The sequence below is a fragment of the Superficieibacter electus genome (genome assembly GCF_002915575.1).
GTDB lineage: Bacteria > Pseudomonadota > Gammaproteobacteria > Enterobacterales > Enterobacteriaceae > Superficieibacter > Superficieibacter electus.
Window position 1 is genome coordinate 155,301 of record NZ_PQGD01000003.1, and the last position, 19,906, is coordinate 175,206.

Sequence of the window (19,906 nt, forward strand, 5' to 3'; positions counted from 1 at the left end):
ACGGTGAATCGTTCAAGCAAGCGGATTTTTTTAATTTTAGGAGAGTTTACCCGCCCTTGCTAACTCTATGATTCAGATAGATTCCCCTGCAGACCACCGGTATATTGCTTACAACTAAATTGAACCTGACATTTCATAAAAAATAAAAACGCCATTTCATTTTCTAAATCAAAGACAAAAATGGCAGCAATGTGTTTAACTTATTTCATCCATCCTATGACCAGACAAAATAAACGAGATCAACAAAATGGATAATTCTGTAGACCGCCACGTTTTTTATATTTCTGATGGTACCGCCATCACCGCTGAAGTGTTGGGGCATGCTGTGATGTCACAGTTTCCGGTCGCAATAAACAGTATTACGCTGCCCTTTGTGGAAAGTGAAAGTCGCGCCCGGGTTGTGAAAGATCAAATTGATGCCATTTTTCAACAAACGGGCATTCGTCCACTGGTGTTCTATTCGATTGTGATCCCTGAGATCCGGCAGATAATTTTACAGAGCGAAGGTTTTTGCCAGGATATTGTTCAGGCGCTGGTCGCGCCGCTGCAGGAGGAGTTAAAACTCGATCCTACGCCAATCGCTCATCGCACGCACGGCCTGACGCCGGGCAATCTGACCAAATATGATGCGCGTATTGCCGCCATTGATTATACGCTGGCCCATGATGATGGTATTTCGTTACGTAATCTTGATCAGGCGCAGGTCATCCTGCTTGGCGTCTCGCGCTGTGGTAAAACGCCAACCAGTCTGTATCTGGCAATGCAGTTTGGGGTCCGCGCAGCCAACTACCCTTTTATTGCTGATGATATGGATAATCTCACGTTGCCAGCAGCGCTAAAACCTCTACAGCCTAAGCTGTTTGGCTTAACCATCCACCCCGAGCGGCTGGCGGCAATTCGTGAAGAACGCCGGGAAAATAGCCGCTACGCCTCAATGCGTCAGTGCCGAATGGAAGTGGCCGAGGTAGAAGCGCTTTATCGCAAACACCAAATCCCTTTCCTTAATAGTACTAACTTTTCAGTAGAAGAAATGGCGACTAAGATCCTTGATATTATGGGATTAAGCCGCCGAATGTACTAACCTCTTATCTTTAACGCTTCAGCTTAGCGAATCGGCAGGAAAATGAATTCCTGCTGATGAGCGCGCGGCATCCAGTAATCTCATTACACGCAAACTTTGCTCCAGCCGGGAATGGCAACGCGCATAATCTTTCTGTATCAGCATGTCCTTTAATGCCTGCACTTCGGGCAACAATCTGTTTAGCGGTAACTGGGCATTGAGTATGGTGGTTTCCTGAGCGGTTTGCAGGTGAATTTGCGCACAACCATTAATTCCACCCGTCACATTAAGATAGCCCTTTTCACCCTGAATTTGCGCAAAGTTAAGGCTAAATGAGTCTTTCGCGCCGCTGCAGACGGCGACGAAGTCGGCATATTGCGCAGTAACAATCCCGGAAGTATCGATACCCTCACATCTATTCGCCAGATAATGTACCTGTTGTGGCTCGCCAAAAAGTTCGCACAGGAAATGCAAATTATATACATTGATATCCATCAGCGCACCGCCAGAAAAGGCAGGATTAAAAACGTTGGGCAGGCGCTTTTCGAGAAAAGCAGGATATTTAGATGAATATTGGCTGTAATTGCACTGTACCATGCGAATTCGTCCCAGTACCGGCAAGTACTGCTTTATAAGTGCAAAATTAGGCATATAAATTACAGATATCGCCTCGAACAACATCAGGTTGTGCTCTTTTGCCAGGGTAATAAGCTCGCTTAACTGCAGCGCAGTTGAGGTAAATGGTTTTTCACAAATAACATGTTTACCTGCCTCCAGCGCCTGTTTGCAGTGGTTATAGTGCATACTATTAGGAGAAGCGACGTAAACGACCTCGATGTCATCATCTGACACAAGGTCCAGCAAGTTGTCATAGGCGCTTTTCACACCGGTCTGGGCAGCAAATGCTTCGGCCCGGCTTTTTTGGCGGGAATACACGGCCGTAATTTCCATGCCGGGTGTCGCCTGAACTGCAGAGATAAATTGGGCGGTAATTGCTCCGCTACCGATGGTACCAATACGCATGTTATGCCTCCGCTTTTTGACTTCGCGCGTGGGCCACGCCCTGTTCCAGTAATTGCATCACGCCCAGAACCTCGTCATCTCTAACTGGCTTAGCCGCACCCGTGCGAATAGACTGGTAAAGTGCGCGATACAACAGTCCATAATCCGTGACTTCTGAAGGCACCTTCTCCAGGCGATCCTGCCCATGCTCGTCGCGATAATAAAGCTCGCCCCATTGTTTTTCTTCTTCTGGGCTAAAATTGACTACCGTTGGCCCATGTGGATTTTTTACCTGATGCCCGCTACTGTATTTTATAAAGCTTCCCTTATCTCCATGGACCACAAATTTTGGGAACTCTTTTTTAACGAACTGACTACATTTAATGGTTACTTTGGTGCCGCCATAAAATAAATCTATATCGACAAAGTCATCACCTTCTCCCGGATAATAAAAACTGCGTACATCATATACCACCCGATCCGGCTGGCCGAATATAGACCACATTTGATCTAACGTATGCACGGCTAAACCATAAAGCATACCAAATCCGGGCTTAACGGCCACAGGATTAAAATAGTCATAGTGTGATTGTATTTCAACGATGTTACCTAACTTCCCACTATCAATGACTTTCTTCAGTGTTAAAAAATCGCCATCATAGCGGCGATTTTGATTCGCCATGACAATGAGACCTTTTTCCTCTGCCAGGGCGAAAATACGACGTGCTTCTTCAGCATTGTGCGCAAAAGGTTTTTCCACGAGGACATTTTTTCCATGCTTTAATGCTCCTATTGCATATTCGGCATGAGTATCGACGTGCGTATTTACTACAATCAACTCAATTTCATCATCTAAATAAATATTTTTTATCTGTGAAGTAAACTCGACATCAGGATACCAGGCTTCAGCCTTCATATCATTAATACGATCCTGCTCCCGCCGAAATATTTTTTTCACAACAATTTCATTTACGTTAACAAGATAAGGGAGATGATAATTGCGCACGCTATTTCCATAGCCAACAAAAGCTATTTTCAACATTGAAACATCCTCATTCAGTTAGTGTTGAGCTGTGATTTTTCCCAGGCCTTCCAGAACGGATAGTAGATCAAAGTGCCAAGGCAAAAGTTAATAATAACGACCACAACCCCCATCCAGTCACCACCAGTAGCGATATAGCCAGAAATAAAAGGGGGCGTTGCCCAGGGAAGTTCAACAAATACCCGGTTAATTAAATGCAGGTCAAAGAAAGCATAAGTCACTAATGAACCCACCGTTCCTGAAAGGATGAACGGGACAAAGAGATAAGGATTGAGGACCAGCGGTAAACCAAAAACAATTGGTTCAACAATGGTGAATACTGAAGCGGGCGTCGCCATCATTGCCAGTTGACGCGCGTGCTTAAGCGGCGAACGCCACATCAGGAACAAGACGCTCCATACCGCTGCAGGCCACATACTAAGACGATCGACAACCGTTGTCCAAATATGAGGCAGTTCAGTCAGGGCGACACCCTCCGCTACTGCTTTTGCATTTTCACCCACCCACTGCAGCAGCATTGGAGATACGACCGGAGAAAGCATATTATCGCCATGCATCCCCACTCCCCATAGCATTAGCGTGATAAATTTAATGACCGTATAAACAACAATATTGTCCGAGGCATTGACAAAGGGGATTAAAAAAGCGTTTAAAAACTGATTGAAATCGAAATTGAAACATGAGCGAATTAGCCAGAAGGCAGTTAATATCACAGTATATGGAATTAACGCTACAAACGCATTAATCACATTTGGCGGAACCCCTTCCGGCATTTTTATCACAATATTCCGCTGTACAAAAAAATGATAACAACGAATACTTAGCAGTGAGCTGGTAATCGCAGTGAACAACCCGCCAGCGGAAAAACCGGAAACGTTCATGCCATGCTCTATATTATCAATATTAAAGAGTATGAACGATGCCAGCGACAGTAACGCGGCACTGATGCGATCAACAGATAAAAAGCCTGCGTAAATAATACCTATGGCTACAGCAGCATACAATGCAACAAATCCCATAGTTAACTGAAAAAACAAAATCATTTTTGCGGAGTACGGTGTAATAATCGGCAATAATGCATGTGTGCTGAACGTATTGTCCTGTCCTAACATAGCCAGTAACAACAATAAACTGCCAAGAATAACAAACGGCACGGTTGCCACAAGTCCATCACGTACTGAACATACCGCCGGATATTCACCTAACCGAATCATAGGGCTGGCGACTACGTTGATAATATAGTCAGATACTTTTTCTATTGAAATTTTCTTTTTATTCATTCTACTAATCCATTGTCTGAAGTAACCCATTAATGTAGAGTGGATACATGATAAAAATCTCAGAACCTGTGCAACTCTTATAAACCCGCTTTCTTAACCAAATCAAGTCAGCGAGGAATAAAGGTTGAACTTTTCATTTATGAGAATCATACTGGCCGTGAAAATGAAAGGTTCTTTCATCTCCCGGAGAGATAAAATGAATTCGACAACATCCTCGCCCCTTCACTTTACGCCGCAGGAAAAACGAATCCTTGACTATCTGCATCAGCATCCCCAGGCTATTGCAAATCATTCTGCCGAACAACTTGCACAATTAACATGGACGAGTGCCGCCACGCTCAATCGTCTGGGTCGTAAATTAGGTTATAAAGGCTTTGCTGACTTTAAACTGAATGCGGTGGCCGATCTTAAAAATCGCTGTCTGGATTGTGATAGCTTTCTTGAGAATTTTGCCGTTCCGGAAATGACTCCAGAGGCATTTTCTCAAACATTAAGGAATACAATCGACCAGCAAAATAGCAGGCTTTTACAGGCATGTGCTGAAAATTTCAGGCTATCGCTAGATGCATTACGTCAAACGAACAACATTGATATCTATGCTACAGGCAACAATTTACCCTATGCGCATATTGCGGCACGTAAACTCTCCACTACGGGTAAAACAGTTCAGACGTTTCATTATGTTGAAGACGATCATATCAATAATATAACCGCAGATAATCTTTCCATCATTCTCTCTCGCACGGGCAACAATCCGCTATGCCTTTATGCGGCCGACCTTTTACTGCAGATGAACCAAACCGTCATTGCCATCACGGGTAGCCATCCATCTCCACTGTCGTTGCGCTGTCCATTAGTTCTGCCTTTCTGGTACAAATCTACCCCGCATCCATTAGCACGACTTATTGAAGCAGACTCACTGAATTATCTTTTCAATGCGTTATGGTTTGGCCTTATTCAAAAGATGCCCTGACCGTACTATCAAACTAGTTCAATGATTCATGAAATGCTGTTATTCTTTGTCTCTTGAGATAATCCCGCCGTACTTGAAATCGTATGGGATTGGTTTATCGTGATGCGCATCACTTTCCGGCGCTGATGTCGGGTAAGTAAAAAATTTTGAGACACCTGATGAATAAGACAGATGAACTGCGTACCGCGCAGATCGACAGCCTCGTGACACCTGCTGAACTGGCGTTACGTTATCCCGTCACGCCTGGCGTCGCGGAACATGTCACCACCTCACGACGTGGTATTGAAAAAATCCTTAACGGAGAAGATCGCCGATTGTTGGTGGTCATTGGTCCGTGTTCCATTCACGATCTGGATGCGGCGCTGGATTACGCACGCCGACTGCAACCCGTACGCGAGAAATACCAGTCGCGCCTTGAAATCGTGATGCGCACTTATTTTGAAAAACCGCGCACAGTCGTAGGCTGGAAAGGACTGATTTCCGATCCGGATTTGAACGGCAGCTACCGCGTTAATTATGGCCTTGAGCTGGCGCGTAAGCTTTTACTCCAGGTTAACCAACTGGGCGTGCCTACGGCAACTGAGTTCCTGGATATGGTGACCGGTCAGTTTATCGCCGACCTGATAAGCTGGGGAGCCATTGGTGCACGAACGACCGAGAGCCAGATCCACCGCGAGATGGCTTCCGCCCTTTCCTGTCCGGTGGGTTTTAAAAACGGCACCGATGGTAATACGCGTATCGCTGTTGATGCCATTCGTGCAGCCCGTGCCAGCCATATGTTTCTTTCGCCGGATAAAAATGGTCAGATGACCGTTTACCAGACTCAAGGCAATCCTTATGGCCACATCATCATGCGTGGCGGTAAGAAACCTAATTACCAGGCGGAGGATATTGCCGCCGCCTGCGATACACTGCATGAGTTTGATTTACCCGAGCATCTGGTGGTCGACTTCAGCCATGGTAACTGTCAAAAACAGCACCGCCGGCAACTGGAGGTTTGCGATGACATCTGTCAACAGATTCGCAATGGCTCAACCGCCATCGCCGGGATCATGGCAGAAAGTTTCCTGCGTGAAGGCTCGCAAAAGATTATCGCCGCCCAGCCCCTCATTTATGGCCAGTCGATCACCGATCCGTGCCTGAGCTGGGAAGACAGCGAGCGTCTGCTGGAAAAACTGGCTGACGCGGTCGATACGCGTTTTTAACCTGCCAATATAACGCTTTCGCACACGCGCTGGCGTTATACCTGTTGCAACAATAATGCTTGATGCCTGACGCAACATTTATGATAATGATTATCACTAAGCAATTGATAATCATTCTGTATAATTAGGCTATGCAACCAACAGATCTTCCGGACACCTGCAAACCACGCCCCCCGCACCCGGAGCCAGACGATCGGCGTATCGACAGTGATACATTACTGGGCAGCGAAGGCCGCGTCGTCATCGAACATGATGGCCAACAGTATCTTCTGCGTCAAACTCAGGCGGGTAAACTCATCCTGACGAAGTGAGACGCTTCAACTTGAGCAACTGACCTCAAGTCGCTTGCCCCAGTCAGGTGGGCGACGGGAGTAGTCATCATTTCTCTCGCGGAAAGGCTCCCGTAGCACGGCATGCAGCCGTTCAAGTTCCGTCACATCCCCCTGCTCTGCCTGTTCAATAGCACGCTGGGCCAGCCAGTTGCGTAGCACAACAGCAGGATTAACCTCCTGCATAGCCTGTTGACGCTGGCTATCGTCAATGTGTTCCATCTGTAAACGTTCGCGATAGCGGGCAAACCAGGCATCAAACGCACCGCGATCGATAAACTCATCACGCAGCGGCGTAGCGGCATTAGACTGTTCCGTCCGACTCAGCAGGCGAAACGTGCGCGTATAGTCGCTCCCTTCACGTGCCATCAGCGCAAAAAACGCATTCAATAATTCATTATCGGCTTTTTGTTGCGTAAGGAATCCCAGCTTTTGTCGCATCGCCTGGCCATACTGGGTTAACAAGGTATGTTGGTAATGATCGAGCGTAGTATTTAGCGTATCAACATCCATGAGCACAGACAGTGTTTGCGCCAGACGTTGCAGGTTCCATAACCCGACCGCTGGCTGATTATCAAAACGATAACGGCCCTGATAATCGGAATGATTACAAATAAAACCGGGTTGATAATCATCCAGAAAGCCGTAGGGACCATAGTCAATGGTCAGGCCAAGAATCGACATATTGTCGGTATTCATGACCCCGTGGGCGAAGCCGACGCTCTGCCAGCGGGCAATCATCACTGCCGTGCGTTCAACCACGTCGCGAAACCACAACGCATATTTTTCCGACTCATCCTGCAAGTGCGCCCAGTGATGACGGATAACATAGTCGGCGAGTTCGCGTACCTTTTCTGGCTCCCGGCGATAGTAGAAATGCTCAAAATGGCCGAAACGAACGTGACTTTCGGCAATGCGCATCAGCATCGCACCTTGCTCGGTGGTTTCACGTTGTACCGGGGTATCGCTGGTCACGATTGAAAGCGCACGGGTGGTAGGAATACCCAGCCAGTGCATGGCTTCTGACGCAAGACTTTCACGAATGACCGAGCGCAGAACTGCTCGTCCATCGCCCATACGGGAATAAGGCGTTTTCCCGGCCCCTTTCAGATGCCAGTCAAACTTTCGCCCGTCTGCTAACTGCTGCTCACCGAGTAAAATCCCGCGACCGTCACCAAGTTGCCCGGCCCAGACGCCAAACTGATGTCCGCTATATACCTGAGCGAGAGGAGACATACCGGGTAACAGTATTTCTCCTCCCCAGACACCAGCGCCCTGAGCCGGACTAAATAAATTCTCCGTAATACCCAGTTGTTCTGCCAGAGAGTCGTTGCGCCAGAGTAAACGGGCATTGTGCAGTGGCGTTGGGGACAGCGCCGTATAAAAATCTGGCAGTTCATCGCGCCAGCTGTTGATAAAAGACAGGTTCATAGATCCTCCTGTCTGTAAGTGTAGTGTGTTGCGGCGGGACTAAACACGGAGAATCTGCAGGGTTATCACTGCACCAGCGACGTGACCTGCGCTTTGTTAACCATTGGCCACAATGCCCCCTGCATAGCACTAAACGGAAATGCAGTGGCATGCTGGCGCATTTCTTCGCTATCTATTCCTGCGATCATTACGGATTCACAGAACGGGCTAATCTGCGCAAATAGGGCACGCATAAAGGGCTCAAACGCGATACCGGATAATTGCCGCTGAACAAAATTCTTATCAAGCGCGACACGTTTAAATAGGCCGCTGAATACAGCATTCATGTTCGTATCGCCCGCGCCAAAATTGGCAAGTACCAATGGATAGCGCTTAGATAACGCCACCAGCGGATGCGTCTCTGTTAATGAATCCAGCCCTGGATAATTCTCATTTAACGTCAATTCCAGAAAAGGAAATCGTTCAATAAGGGAGGCAAATTCGGCATCTGTTAGTAGGGCGTCAACAATGACTGGAGTAATAGCAATCCAGGCTAATAAATGCTGTTGAATAAAAAATATCTGGCAGGTTGCCAGTAACTCCAGTTTTTCCCGGAAAAGACAAAGCTCTTGCTCACTACTGAGATGGTGGGTAAGCAGTTCAACGGGAAACCGCACATCCGCTCTGTCGGCAGAGAACGTTGCGATAACTTCCAGCCCTGCCAATTCTCCACTACCATTTCTGGCAGGCAGAAATAATAAATCTGAACGATAATCGTTATCCAGAGAAACTATCATTGCACTAACCCCTCATTAAGGGCGTGAACAAGCTTTTTAAAATGATAAGTTAAGTAGTTCAGCCACATGGCTTTTAATGAAGAGTATTGCATATTGTCCATTTTCATTACGGATTTTCCCTACCCTCAGAGACTCAGTGTAATCTATATTGGGTAAGTAACACAATTACAGCCACCGGCAGAAATCTCTGATTTAAGCGCGGCCTTCTAATGAAACATTCGCTGAGTCATTACTTAGCAGACTCTCTTTTCGTAAAAAGATCGTCATGATGAGCAGGCTTTTATAAACCAGGGATGAAAGAAGGTTTAATCCAGAATGTTGCAGATTAACAAACGTTTCTGTAACCGGAACGCAGATAATACGTTCAGAACTATTTCAGAAGTTTGCGTTAAATCATCTTTTATTGCGGGGAGGCGCATTTAACAGGGTGACCTGTTAAATGCGGCGGGCCTGCCAGAAGTTCTTACTCCAATAAACGTTATCCAGCGAAGAGCGCATCACACCCCGGCTGGTAGAGGCATGAATAAACGTATTGTCGGTATCGTAAATGCCGACATGCAGGCCGCTTTCACCGGACCCTGTTTTGAAAAATACCAGATCGCCCGGGAGGAGATCGTCTTTGTCGATCTCAGTCCCTATCCTCGCCTGCTGACGCGTTTCTCGCGGTAGCTTGAGCGCGAATTTATCGCGGAACGTCATCAGGACAAAACCCGAGCAGTCGACCCCTCGATGGCTCATCCCCCCATAACGATAAGGTGTGCCGCGCCAGTCGTGAAGTTGTTCATTAAGGTTCGCGATGACGACAATAGAGTCTGCCAGTCGCGGATTTGGCGGCGGTGCCCGATGCGAACTACAACCGGCTAAAAGGAGTGCCGTGAATAAAATAAACCAGCAACGCATGTCCGTGCGATCCTTCTACGCTTTTAGATGACGGAATAATTTACCCTGGTAATTATCTGGCTGGCAAGAGACCATTCGTGCTACCCGCCGGTAAGCAGGATATTGTGTCCCTCCACCTCCAGACGACGAAACGGCATGCCATAGGCGGCAGCAAGCCGTACAGGCGTGAGCGCTTTATCTGCCGTGGCGCACGCAATCATTTTTCCGCCGCGCAGTAACCAGACCCTGTGCGCGTGGCGTAACGTATGATTAAGATCGTGACTGCTCATCACAATGGCAATCCCGGCCTCACTAAGTTCTCTGAGCACAGCGTCAAGCCCTGCCTGCTGAGCAACATCAAGGCTGTTCATGGGTTCATCAAGTAATAATAGCTGTCCTTGCGGATTGCTGGCGGGATGGATTTGCAAAATGACCGCGCACAGTCTCACGCGCTGCCATTCACCGCCTGATAGCTGATTGAGTTGACGCCCCAGCTTATCGCTCAGGTCGAGTTTGCCGGCAAACGCCTCCAGTATTTCCTCGTGCGCCTGACCCGTCTGATGCAGTTTCAGATAGTGCCACACAGGCATAGCAAAAGGGGGCGTTTGCTGCTGGGTCAAAAAAGCACGGTGACGCGCCAGTACCGTAGCGGACCATTGCATCAGGGGGCGATCGTTGAAGAGAATTGTTCCCTTACCTCCGGTAAGGCCGGCTAAACGGCTCAATAACGTGCTCTTACCCGCGCCGTTAGGACCGACAAGGTGAATAACCTCGCCGGACTTAACTTCGGCAGAGAGCGGGCCTAAGCGCCCGTCCTCCTCGACATTGCGCATTTGCAGCAGCGTCGGCATTATTTTGCTAAAGCCAGTTTGATAGCTTCCATCAGAATAGGATCTTCTGGCTGCATATCGGGTGAGAAACGCTGAACGACCTGTCCATCCCGTCCGATAAGGAATTTCTCAAAATTCCACAAAATATCATCAGGATAAAGCGGTGCCCGACCTTTACTTGCCATACGTTCGTAAAAGCCGCTACTTTCAGGAGCAACGGCTGTGGGTGCCGCCGCGATAAGTTTTTTATACAGCGGATGACGGTTTTCACCATTGACGTCGATCTTGCTGAATAATGGGAACGTCACGCCGTAGGTGGTGCTACAAAAGGTTTTGATTTCCTCTTCACTGCCTGGCTCCTGCCCCAAAAATTGGTTGCAGGGGAAACCTAACACCTTAAATCCCGCATCAGCCCAGGCTTTGTGAATATTTTCCAGCCCTTCATACTGTGGCGTAAGGCCGCATTTCGATGCGACGTTGACGATGAGCAGAACATCCCCTTTATAGTGCTCAAGCGTGGTGTTTTCGCCATCTATGGTCGTCACACCGGTAGTCAGAATATCGTGTTGCATAGCGTCCCCTTAGTCAATTTACGGGTCTTATCGCCCGGCCTTTAATAATAGCCAGATAAAAACAGGTGCGCCTAATGTTGCGGTAACCACACCCACGGGTAATTCAGCAGAAGCCAGTGCCAGGCGGGCAATAATATCGGCAATCAATAATGCGATCGCCCCGGCCAGAGCGCTGGCTGGCAACAGGACGCGGTGATCGGACAGGCCACACAGGCGCAGGATATGCGGAATAACCAGCCCAATAAAACCAATCGCCCCCGCCAGGGCCACACTAATTCCTGTCATCCAGCCGGTCGCCACTACCAGCAAATTGCGCCATAGTCCCATTGGCAATCCAAGCTGGCGAGCAGACGTTTCCCCCAGCGCCAGCAAATTCAGCGCCGACGACTGAAAGCAGACCCATATCATTACTGGTAGCAATGCTGTCATTAGCCAGACCTGCTGCCAGTCCACACCGCCAAAGCCGCCCATCATCCAGTACATTAACTGACGCAAATCGAATGAGGTGGAAAAGTAGATAGCCCAGGTCATAAAAGCACTACAAATAATGCCCAGCGCGACGCCCGCGAGCAATAAGCGGCTTGTTGAAAGATGACATCTGGCAAATCGCAGCAGAATAAGCGTGATGGTGAGCGCCCCGGCAATGGCACATAGCCCCAGCGACCATTGGGGTAATCTGCCCTGCCCAGCTAATACGGCAGCAATAAGCCCGACACCCGCACCGTTTGAGACGCCTAATAATCCTGGCTCAGCAAGCGGGTTATCAAAAAGCGCCTGCATAATCGCGCCACACAGCGCCAGTGATGCGCCGACCAGCATCACCGCCAGCGTGCGGGGTAATCGTATTTGCCAGACGAAAAGGTGTCCTTGCGCAGAGTTCCATGAGGCGGGGCCGATCCACTGCTCACCTGCGCAAATACCAAATAGCATGACCAACACCAGCGTCAGAAAAAGACCACTAAGCCAATATCGGTTGCGTCGCTGTTGTCGTTGTTCCCAGACCAGCATGTGTACGCCTCCTTGACACCGGGCAGTTGTAGCGGTTTCTGCTAATAAATTCCCCACGCCCGTGGAGAAGAATCCGCTGAAATATACGGGATTTTTCAATGAATAGAAATACTTCGCCAGCCAGACTTGTGGCAAGAAAAAAGGCCGCAAAAGCGGCCTTTTTAGTTAGTTCAGATTACTCTGCTTTGGGCGAAGCGTTTTCGACACGGCTTTTTAACTTCTGTCCGGGTCTGAAGGTCACCACGCGCCGGGCTGTAATGGGAATATCTTCACCCGTTTTCGGGTTACGTCCCGGGCGTTGATTTTTATCACGCAAATCAAAGTTACCAAAACCGGACAGTTTAACCTGCTCACCATTTTCCAGAGCGCGACGGATCTCTTCGAAAAACAGCTCAACCAGCTCTTTGGCATCCCGTTTGCTAAGCCCCAGCTTATCAAACAGATATTCTGACATTTCAGCTTTTGTAAGCGCCATAGGTTCAATCCCTCAATGATGCCTGGAATCGCTCTTTCAGTGCCTCTACGCATCTGGCAACGGTAGCGGCAATCTCCTCTTCTTCGAGTGTACGGCTGGTATCCTGAAGGATGAGGCTAATAGCGAGGCTCTTGTAACCCTCCGCTACGCCCTTACCGCGGTACACATCAAACAAGTTTACGCCAACTACCTGATTTACGCCAACTTTCTTACATTCTGCCAAAACTTCTGCTGCAGCGACATTTTCAGCCACGACCACAGCGATGTCGCGGCGGTTTGCCGGGAAGCGAGAAATCTCCTGCGCCTGAGGTACCACGCGGTCTGCAAGCGTGTTCCACTCCAGTTCAAACACCAGCGTGCGACCATTCAAATCCAGTTTACGTTCCAGTTCTGGGTGAACAACACCAATGAAACCAATACGTTCATCTTTCAGATAAATCGCTGCCGACTGGCCAGGATGCAACGCAGGATTAGCTTCCGCTTTAAACCGAATGTCGGCAAGCTTGCCAGTCAAATCCAGAATAGATTCCAGATCGCCTTTCAAATCATAGAAATCAACGCTCTCTTTTGCCAGATTCCAGTGCTCATCATGACGGTTGCCACAGATGACGCCCGCCAGCATAAGATCCTGACGAATGCCTAAATCCGCCTGCGTATCCGGGACAAAGCGCAAACCTGATTCAAAAATCCGCACCCGGTTTTGCTGGCGGTTCTGGTTATATACCACCGTGCCCAGCAGCCCCGTCCACAAGGACAGACGCATGGCTGACATCTCGCTGGAAATCGGGCTTGGCAGGATCAACGCGTCCTGTGCCGGATGAATCAGCTGTTGCAGCTTAGGATCGACAAAGCTGTAGGTGATGACTTCCTGATAGCCTTTATCGTTAAGCAGTGTTTTTACGCGCTTGAGCGACAGATTCGCTTCACGATGGTGGCCCATGATCAGGCCCGCCTGCACAGGCGCATCCGGAATATTGTTATAGCCGTAGATACGGGCCACTTCTTCGACCAGATCTTCTTCGATTTCCATGTCGAAACGCCAGCTCGGGGCGACAGCTTTCCATTCATCCTGACCTTCGGTGACATCACAACCCAGGCGACGCAGGATATCGCTAACCTGCTCATCAGCAACAGGATGACCGATCAGACGATCCAGTTTGCTGCGACGCAGAGTGATGGTTGCGCGTGTTGGCAGCGCGGCCTCATGCGTGACGTCAATAACCGGACCAGCCTCACCACCGCAGATGTCCAGCAGCAGGCGCGTGGCGCGTTCCATCGCTTTATATTGTAACGCAGGATCGACGCCGCGCTCATAGCGATGGGACGCATCGGTATGCAGGCCATGACGGCGAGCACGGCCAGTAATGGACAGCGGGTTGAAGAAGGCACATTCCAGCAGGACGTTTTGCGTTTCACCGTTGACGCCAGAATGCTCGCCGCCAAAGATCCCGCCCATTGCCAGCGCTTTCTGGCGATCGGCAATCACCAGGGTGTCGCTGCTAAGTTTTGCTTCATTGCCATCAAGCAGAACCAGGGTTTCACCCTCTTTCGCCATGCGCACGACGATGCCGCCTTCGATGCGATCTTTGTCAAACGCGTGCATCGGCTGGCCCAGCTCAAGCAGGACGTAGTTGGTTACATCTACCACCGCGTCAATGGATCGAATGCCGCAGCGACGCAGCTTTTCACGCATCCACAGTGGTGTCGGCGCGCCAACATTAATACCTTTGATCACCCGGCCCAGGTAACGCGGGCAAGCGTCAGGGGCTTCAACGGTAATTGGCAGGACATCGTCGATGGTCGCCGCGACGGGAGTAATTTCCGGCTCGACCAGCGGTGACTGGTTCAGCACGGCGACATCGCGTGCCACGCCGATGATGCCTAAACAGTCGGCGCGGTTCGGGGTAACGCTGATTTCAATGGTGTTATCGTCAAGCTTAAGATACTCACGAATGTCCGTGCCAACAGGCGCATCGGCTGGCAGTTCAATAATACCGCTGTGATCGTCGGAAATCCCCAGCTCGGAGAAAGAACACAGCATGCCTTCTGACGGCTCACCACGCAGTTTAGCGGCTTTAATTTTAAAATCGCCCGGCAGTACTGCGCCGATAGTCGCTACCGCTACTTTCAGTCCCTGACGGCAGTTTGGCGCACCGCAGACGATATCCAGCAGGCGTTCTCCACCCACGTTGACTTTCGTTACACGCAGCTTGTCGGCATTCGGATGTTGGCCACATTCCACCACTTCCCCAACTACGACGCCATTAAAGGCCCCTGCGACTGGCTCGACGCCGTCAACTTCAAGGCCTGCCATCGTAATTTGATCGGACAGCGCTGCGCTGTCCATTGCCGGGTTTACCCATTCGCGTAACCACAGTTCACTGAATTTCATTTTTTTATCCTGCCCTTATTTAAACTGTTTGAGGAAACGCAAATCGTTTTCGAAGAACGCGCGCAAATCGGTGACACCGTAACGTAACATGGTCAGACGCTCCATTCCCATGCCAAAGGCGAAACCAGAATAAATTTCCGGGTCGATACCGACATTACGCAGTACGTTTGGATGTACCATGCCGCAACCCAACACTTCCAGCCACTTGCCGTTTTTACCCATCACGTCAACTTCCGCAGACGGCTCGGTGAACGGGAAATAAGACGGACGGAAGCGGATCTGCAAATCTTCCTCAAAGAAATTACGCAGGAAGTCGTGCAGGGTACCTTTCAGATTGGTAAAGCTGATATTGGTATCGACAATCAGCCCTTCCATCTGGTGGAACATTGGGGTGTGGGTCTGATCGTAATCGTTACGGTAAACGCGGCCTGGCGCAATGATGCGGATTGGCGGCTGCTGATTTTTCATGGTGCGGATCTGCACGCCGGAGGTCTGGGTACGCAGCAGACGGGTAGCATCAAACCAGAAGGTGTCGTGATCGGCACGCGCCGGATGATGACCGGGAATATTCAGAGCATCAAAATTATGATAATCGTCTTCAATTTCCGGGCCGGTAGCCACGGTAAAGCCCAGCTCACCGAAGAAACTCTCGATACGATCGATGGTGCGGGTGACCGGATGTAAACCGCCGTTTTCGATACGGCGTCCCGGCAAGGAAACATCTATCGTTTCCTGAGCCAGACGGGCATTGAGCGCGGCGCTTTCCAGATCGGTTTTACGCGCGTTCAGCGCTTGCTGAACCTGCTCCTTTGCTTCATTGATCACTGCACCTGCCGCAGGACGCTCTTCTGCCGGCAGTTCACGCAGGGTCGTCATTTGCAGGGTAAGGTGCCCTTTTTTGCCCAAATATTCAACGCGTACGTTATCTAACGCGGCAACATCTGACGCCTGGTTAATGGCTGCCTTCGCACTGGCAACCAGCTCTGCGAGATGTGACATGATTTTCCTCATTATGTGACGATATATAAACGCCAGATACAAAAAAAGCCTCCACTGGGAGGCTTTCTGGCGCTGTTTTCCGTTTCTTTTCTCACGCGCTAGCCTCCTGGTTTCAGGTGCTAAAGTAAAAAAAGAAGCGGAAAATAGCAGCATTCATGCTTGCGTTACCTTGTGTAAATCAGGGCCGTAAAGCGTTATTGAAAAGGCTTAGCGGAAAAATGTCAATCAAAACAAAAAAGAGGGAGCCAGGCTCCCTCTTCTGTCTGGCTTATGCCAGAGCTGATTTCGCTTTTTCAACCAGAGCGGTGAACGCTACTTTGTCGAATACGGCGATGTCAGCCAGGATCTTACGGTCGATTTCAACAGAGGCTTTTTTCAGGCCGTTGATGAATTTGCTGTAAGAAATACCGTTCTGACGTGCTGCTGCGTTGATACGCGCAATCCACAGTTGACGGAACTGACGCTTACGTTGACGACGGTCACGGTAAGCATACTGACCAGCTTTGATAACAGCCTGGAAGGCAACGCGGTAGACGCGTGAACGCGCACCGTAGTAGCCTTTGGCTTGTTTCAAAATTTTCTTGTGACGTGCACGGGCAACTACACCACGTTTTACGCGAGCCATATGTGCTCTCCTGTATCTATTCTAATTAAAAAGTTAAAAGGGTTAACGACTTATGCGTACGGGAGGCACGCGATGACCAGGCCCAGATCGCCTTTAGAAACCATGGCTTTCGGACGCAGGTGACGTTTACGCTTGGTAGCTTTTTTGGTCAGAATGTGACGCAGGTTAGCGTGCTTGTGCTTAAAACCACCTTTACCGGTTTTTTTGAAGCGCTTAGCAGCACCGCGTACGGTCTTAATTTTTGGCATTTTAATAACTTCCACTTCGCATTGTTAATAAACGAAACAAAGGCGAATCCACCTGTGGACCGAAGCCCACAGGTAAGATTACTTGATGGCCTTACTGTTTCTTCTTAGGAGCGAGCACCATGATCATCTGACGGCCTTCGATCTTCGTTGGGAAGGATTCGACTACTGCCAGTTCACTCAGATCGTCACGAACGCGCGTCAGCACTTCCATACCAATCTGTTGGTGGGCCATTTCACGACCGCGAAAACGCAGCGTGATTTTAGCCTTATCGCCATCTTCCAGAAAGCGAACCAGGCTGCGGAGTTTTACCTGGTAGTCGCCATCATCGGTGCCAGGACGGAATTTGATTTCCTTGACCTGGATAACTTTCTGTTTCTTCTTCTGTTCCTTAGAAGACTTACTCTTTTCATAAAGGAACTTGCCGTAGTCCATAATACGACAAACTGGCGGTTCGGCGTTAGGGCTGATTTCAACTAAATCTACTCCAGCTTCTTCAGCTTTTTCGATAGCTTCTCTCAGACTCACAATACCCAAAGCTTCGCCTTCAAGACCTGTTAAGCGAACTTCCAGGGCGCGAATCTCGCCATTGATACGATTCGGACGTGCCGTTTGAACTCGTTTTCCGCCTTTAATACCTTATTCCTCCAGTTGTTGAAGACTGCGGCTGCGAATCTCTTGTTGCAGCTTCTCGATAACTTCGTTTACGTCCAGGCTGCCCAAGTCTTTGCCACGACGGGTGCGCACGGCAACCTTGCCGGCTTCAACCTCTTTGTCGCCACAGACCAACATGTAAGGGACACGACGTAAAGTGTGCTCGCGGATTTTAAAGCCTATCTTCTCATTTCTCAAGTCCGCTTTTACGCGAATGCCTGCATTTTGCAGTTTTTGCGTTAACTCACTGACATATTCGGACTGAGAATCGGTAATATTCATCACAACGACCTGCACTGGTGCAAGCCATGTCGGGAAGAAGCCGGCAAATTCTTCGGTGAGGATGCCGATAAAGCGCTCCAGCGACCCGAGAATAGCACGGTGAATCATTACCGGTACCTGACGCTCGTTGTTTTCACCTACATAAGAGGCGCTCAGACGAGACGGCAGAGAGAAGTCCAGCTGTACTGTTCCGCACTGCCATGCACGATCGAGGCAGTCATATAATGTAAATTCAATTTTCGGACCGTAGAACGCCCCTTCACCGAGCTGATACTCGAACGGGATATTGTTCTCTTCCAGCGCAACGGCCAGGTCCGCCTCAGCACGATCCCACATCTCGTCACTGCCGATACGTTTTTCCGGACGAGTGGAAAGTTTGACGACGATCTTCTCGAAGCCAAAGGTGCTATACATATCATAGACTAAACGAATGCAGGCGTTGACTTCATCACGCACCTGTTCTTCGGTACAGAAAATATGGGCGTCATCCTGGGTGAAACCACGGACCCGCATCAGACCATGTAACGCACCTGACGGCTCGTTACGGTGGCAGCTACCAAACTCTGCCATGCGCAGCGGCAGATCGCGATAGGATTTAAGCCCCTGATTAAAGATCTGTACGTGGCCGGGGCAGTTCATCGGTTTGATGCAGTATTCACGGTTCTCAGAAGAGGTCGTAAACATTGCATCTTTATAGTTGTCCCAGTGACCGGTTTTTTCCCACAGTACACGGTCCATCATAAACGGGCCTTTTACTTCCTGATACTGGTACTCTTTCAGCTTGCTGCGCACGAACGTTTCCAGTTCACGGAAAATGGTCCAGCCGTCGTTGTGCCAGAAAACCATGCCTGGCGCTTCTTCCTGCATGTGGTACAGATCAAGCTGTTTACCGATCTTACGGTGATCGCGCTTGGCGGCTTCTTCCAGACGTTGCAGGTAAGCATTCAGCGCTTTTTTGTCTGCCCAGGCAGTACCATAAATACGCTGAAGCATTTTGTTATCGCTATCGCCACGCCAGTATGCACCGGCCGTTTTCATCAATTTAAAATGATGGCAAAAACGCATGTTTGGCACGTGCGGTCCACGGCACATGTCAACATATTCTTCATGATGGTAAAGACCGGCCTTGTCATCATGGGAAATGTTTTCATCAAGAATGGAGACTTTGTAGGTTTCGCCGCGCTGTACAAACGCTTCACGCGCTTCATGCCAGCTAACCTTTTTCTTGATGACATCGTAGTTTTTCTCGGCGAGCTCGTGCATCCGCTTTTCAAGCGCGTCGATATCTTCCTGGGTCAGCGTATGATCGAGGTCAACGTCGTAATAAAAGCCGTTGTCGATAACCGGGCCAATCGCCATTTTAGTAGTAGGCCAAAGTTGTTTGATGGCATGGCCCAGCAGATGCGCACAGGAGTGGCGAATAATCTCCACGCCCTCTTCATCTTTCGCAGTAATAATGGCTAATTGCGCATCGTTTTCAATGAGATCGGAAGCATCCACCAGTTCGCCGTTAACGCGACCAGCGATACAGGCTTTTGCCAGACCGGGGCCGATATCAAGAGCAACATCCAGGGGGCTTACAGGGCGATCGAATTGGCGTTGGCTGCCATCAGGAAGAGTAATTACAGGCATTCTATGTCCTTATTTGCAGTGGTGACCCACACGAAAGATCACATACAAAGAGAATAATCGTTTATGAACAGTAAATTGCGAAGCCATCTAACCAACAATTGCTAAATTGGCACGCAATTTGAAAATCGGTGCGCGGTATTCACACCGCCTGAGAATAGTAACATTAAAAAAAGAGTGTGTGCACCACTGTGTTTGATATTGGTTCAAATGGCTT

Annotated in this window: 21 protein-coding genes and 1 other annotated feature; of the genes, 4 read left to right on the plus strand and 17 right to left on the minus strand. The window is 49.2% G+C overall.

All coding sequences use genetic code 11. The annotated features are described in order from the left end of the window. Positions 1–247: 247 nt before the first annotated feature. Entirely contained in the window at positions 248–1,081 is an 834-nt protein-coding gene (gene ppsR / locus CHU32_RS04655; RefSeq protein ID WP_103674623.1) for a posphoenolpyruvate synthetase regulatory kinase/phosphorylase PpsR, read from the plus strand. A gap of 18 nt (positions 1,082–1,099) precedes the next feature. Here the strand turns inward: ppsR and CHU32_RS04660 are convergent, their stop codons facing one another. The 3 genes from CHU32_RS04660 to CHU32_RS04670 are packed head-to-tail and all read right to left on the minus strand — an operon-like array spanning position 1,100 to position 4,384. Continuing rightward, on the minus strand, positions 1,100–2,083 hold the full coding sequence (locus CHU32_RS04660; protein ID WP_103674624.1) for a Gfo/Idh/MocA family protein: 984 nt from the start codon (positions 2,081–2,083) through the stop codon (positions 1,100–1,102). Between the two features lies 1 nt (position 2,084). Beyond that, a complete protein-coding gene (locus CHU32_RS04665) occupies positions 2,085–3,104 on the minus strand; it encodes a Gfo/Idh/MocA family oxidoreductase (RefSeq protein ID WP_103674625.1) in 1,020 nt (339 codons plus the stop codon). A 14-nt stretch (positions 3,105–3,118) separates the two neighbouring features. Continuing rightward, complete coding sequence (locus tag CHU32_RS04670) at positions 3,119–4,384, minus strand: PTS sugar transporter subunit IIC (protein WP_176691614.1); 1,266 nt, start codon at positions 4,382–4,384, stop codon at positions 3,119–3,121. A gap of 196 nt (positions 4,385–4,580) precedes the next feature. Between CHU32_RS04670 and CHU32_RS04675 the strand changes: the two genes are divergently transcribed. The 3 genes from CHU32_RS04675 (at position 4,581) to hemP (ending at position 6,873) form a co-directional block, all read left to right on the plus strand. Then, on the plus strand, positions 4,581–5,357 hold the full coding sequence (locus CHU32_RS04675) for a MurR/RpiR family transcriptional regulator (RefSeq protein ID WP_176691615.1): 777 nt from the start codon (positions 4,581–4,583) through the stop codon (positions 5,355–5,357). Positions 5,358–5,515: 158 nt separating this feature from the next. Beyond that, on the plus strand, positions 5,516–6,562 hold the full coding sequence (gene aroH / locus CHU32_RS04680; RefSeq protein ID WP_103674628.1) for a 3-deoxy-7-phosphoheptulonate synthase AroH: 1,047 nt from the start codon (positions 5,516–5,518) through the stop codon (positions 6,560–6,562). A gap of 131 nt (positions 6,563–6,693) precedes the next feature. Beyond that, positions 6,694–6,873, plus strand: coding sequence for a hemin uptake protein HemP (gene hemP, locus CHU32_RS04685; RefSeq protein ID WP_103674629.1), 180 nt, complete (start codon positions 6,694–6,696; stop codon positions 6,871–6,873). A gap of 6 nt (positions 6,874–6,879) precedes the next feature. On the opposite strand, the gene selO is transcribed toward hemP, so the two are convergent. The 14 genes from selO to thrS all read right to left on the minus strand — a co-directional run bounded on the left by selO (position 6,880) and on the right by thrS (position 19,692). After that, on the minus strand, positions 6,880–8,322 hold the full coding sequence (gene selO, locus CHU32_RS04690) for a protein adenylyltransferase SelO (protein ID WP_103674630.1): 1,443 nt from the start codon (positions 8,320–8,322) through the stop codon (positions 6,880–6,882). Positions 8,323–8,387: 65 nt separating this feature from the next. Continuing rightward, the gene (locus tag CHU32_RS04695) at positions 8,388–9,098 is read right to left on the minus strand and encodes an EAL domain-containing protein (protein WP_103674631.1); all 711 of its coding nucleotides are present in this window, start codon (positions 9,096–9,098) and stop codon (positions 8,388–8,390) included. Positions 9,099–9,533: 435 nt separating this feature from the next. Then, the gene (locus tag CHU32_RS04700) at positions 9,534–9,998 is read right to left on the minus strand and encodes a C40 family peptidase (protein ID WP_103674632.1); all 465 of its coding nucleotides are present in this window, start codon (positions 9,996–9,998) and stop codon (positions 9,534–9,536) included. 80 nt (positions 9,999–10,078) lie between these two features. Beyond that, positions 10,079–10,828, minus strand: coding sequence for a vitamin B12 ABC transporter ATP-binding protein BtuD (btuD, locus tag CHU32_RS04705; protein ID WP_103674633.1), 750 nt, complete (start codon positions 10,826–10,828; stop codon positions 10,079–10,081). Next, positions 10,828–11,379, minus strand: coding sequence for a glutathione peroxidase (locus CHU32_RS04710; protein ID WP_103674634.1), 552 nt, complete (start codon positions 11,377–11,379; stop codon positions 10,828–10,830). The genes btuD and CHU32_RS04710 overlap by 1 nt, the downstream gene beginning before the upstream one ends. Before the next feature lie 27 nt (positions 11,380–11,406). Continuing rightward, the gene (gene btuC / locus CHU32_RS04715) at positions 11,407–12,387 is read right to left on the minus strand and encodes a vitamin B12 ABC transporter permease BtuC (protein ID WP_103674635.1); all 981 of its coding nucleotides are present in this window, start codon (positions 12,385–12,387) and stop codon (positions 11,407–11,409) included. 175 nt (positions 12,388–12,562) lie between these two features. After that, on the minus strand, positions 12,563–12,862 hold the full coding sequence (gene ihfA, locus CHU32_RS04720; protein ID WP_006820203.1) for an integration host factor subunit alpha: 300 nt from the start codon (positions 12,860–12,862) through the stop codon (positions 12,563–12,565). Between the two features lie 4 nt (positions 12,863–12,866). Beyond that, a complete protein-coding gene (gene pheT, locus CHU32_RS04725) occupies positions 12,867–15,254 on the minus strand; it encodes a phenylalanine--tRNA ligase subunit beta (protein WP_103674636.1) in 2,388 nt (795 codons plus the stop codon). A 15-nt stretch (positions 15,255–15,269) separates the two neighbouring features. After that, complete coding sequence (gene pheS, locus CHU32_RS04730; protein ID WP_103674637.1) at positions 15,270–16,253, minus strand: phenylalanine--tRNA ligase subunit alpha; 984 nt, start codon at positions 16,251–16,253, stop codon at positions 15,270–15,272. Between the two features lie 38 nt (positions 16,254–16,291). Next, positions 16,292–16,415, minus strand: a sequence feature (Phe leader region). Beyond that, positions 16,366–16,410: a pheST operon leader peptide PheM gene (gene pheM, locus CHU32_RS28205; RefSeq protein ID WP_001386830.1), complete on the minus strand. Its 45-nt coding sequence runs from the start codon at positions 16,408–16,410 to the stop codon at positions 16,366–16,368. It overlaps the preceding feature by 45 nt. 106 nt (positions 16,416–16,521) lie before the next feature. Beyond that, positions 16,522–16,878: a 50S ribosomal protein L20 gene (rplT, locus tag CHU32_RS04740; RefSeq protein WP_002440151.1), complete on the minus strand. Its 357-nt coding sequence runs from the start codon at positions 16,876–16,878 to the stop codon at positions 16,522–16,524. 50 nt (positions 16,879–16,928) lie between these two features. Continuing rightward, on the minus strand, positions 16,929–17,126 hold the full coding sequence (rpmI, locus tag CHU32_RS04745) for a 50S ribosomal protein L35 (protein ID WP_001124225.1): 198 nt from the start codon (positions 17,124–17,126) through the stop codon (positions 16,929–16,931). A gap of 91 nt (positions 17,127–17,217) precedes the next feature. Then, a complete protein-coding gene (gene infC / locus CHU32_RS04750) occupies positions 17,218–17,760 on the minus strand; it encodes a translation initiation factor IF-3 (protein WP_071828920.1) in 543 nt (180 codons plus the stop codon). 3 nt (positions 17,761–17,763) lie between these two features. Beyond that, a complete protein-coding gene (gene thrS / locus CHU32_RS04755) occupies positions 17,764–19,692 on the minus strand; it encodes a threonine--tRNA ligase (RefSeq protein ID WP_103674638.1) in 1,929 nt (642 codons plus the stop codon). Positions 19,693–19,906 lie beyond the last annotated feature (214 nt).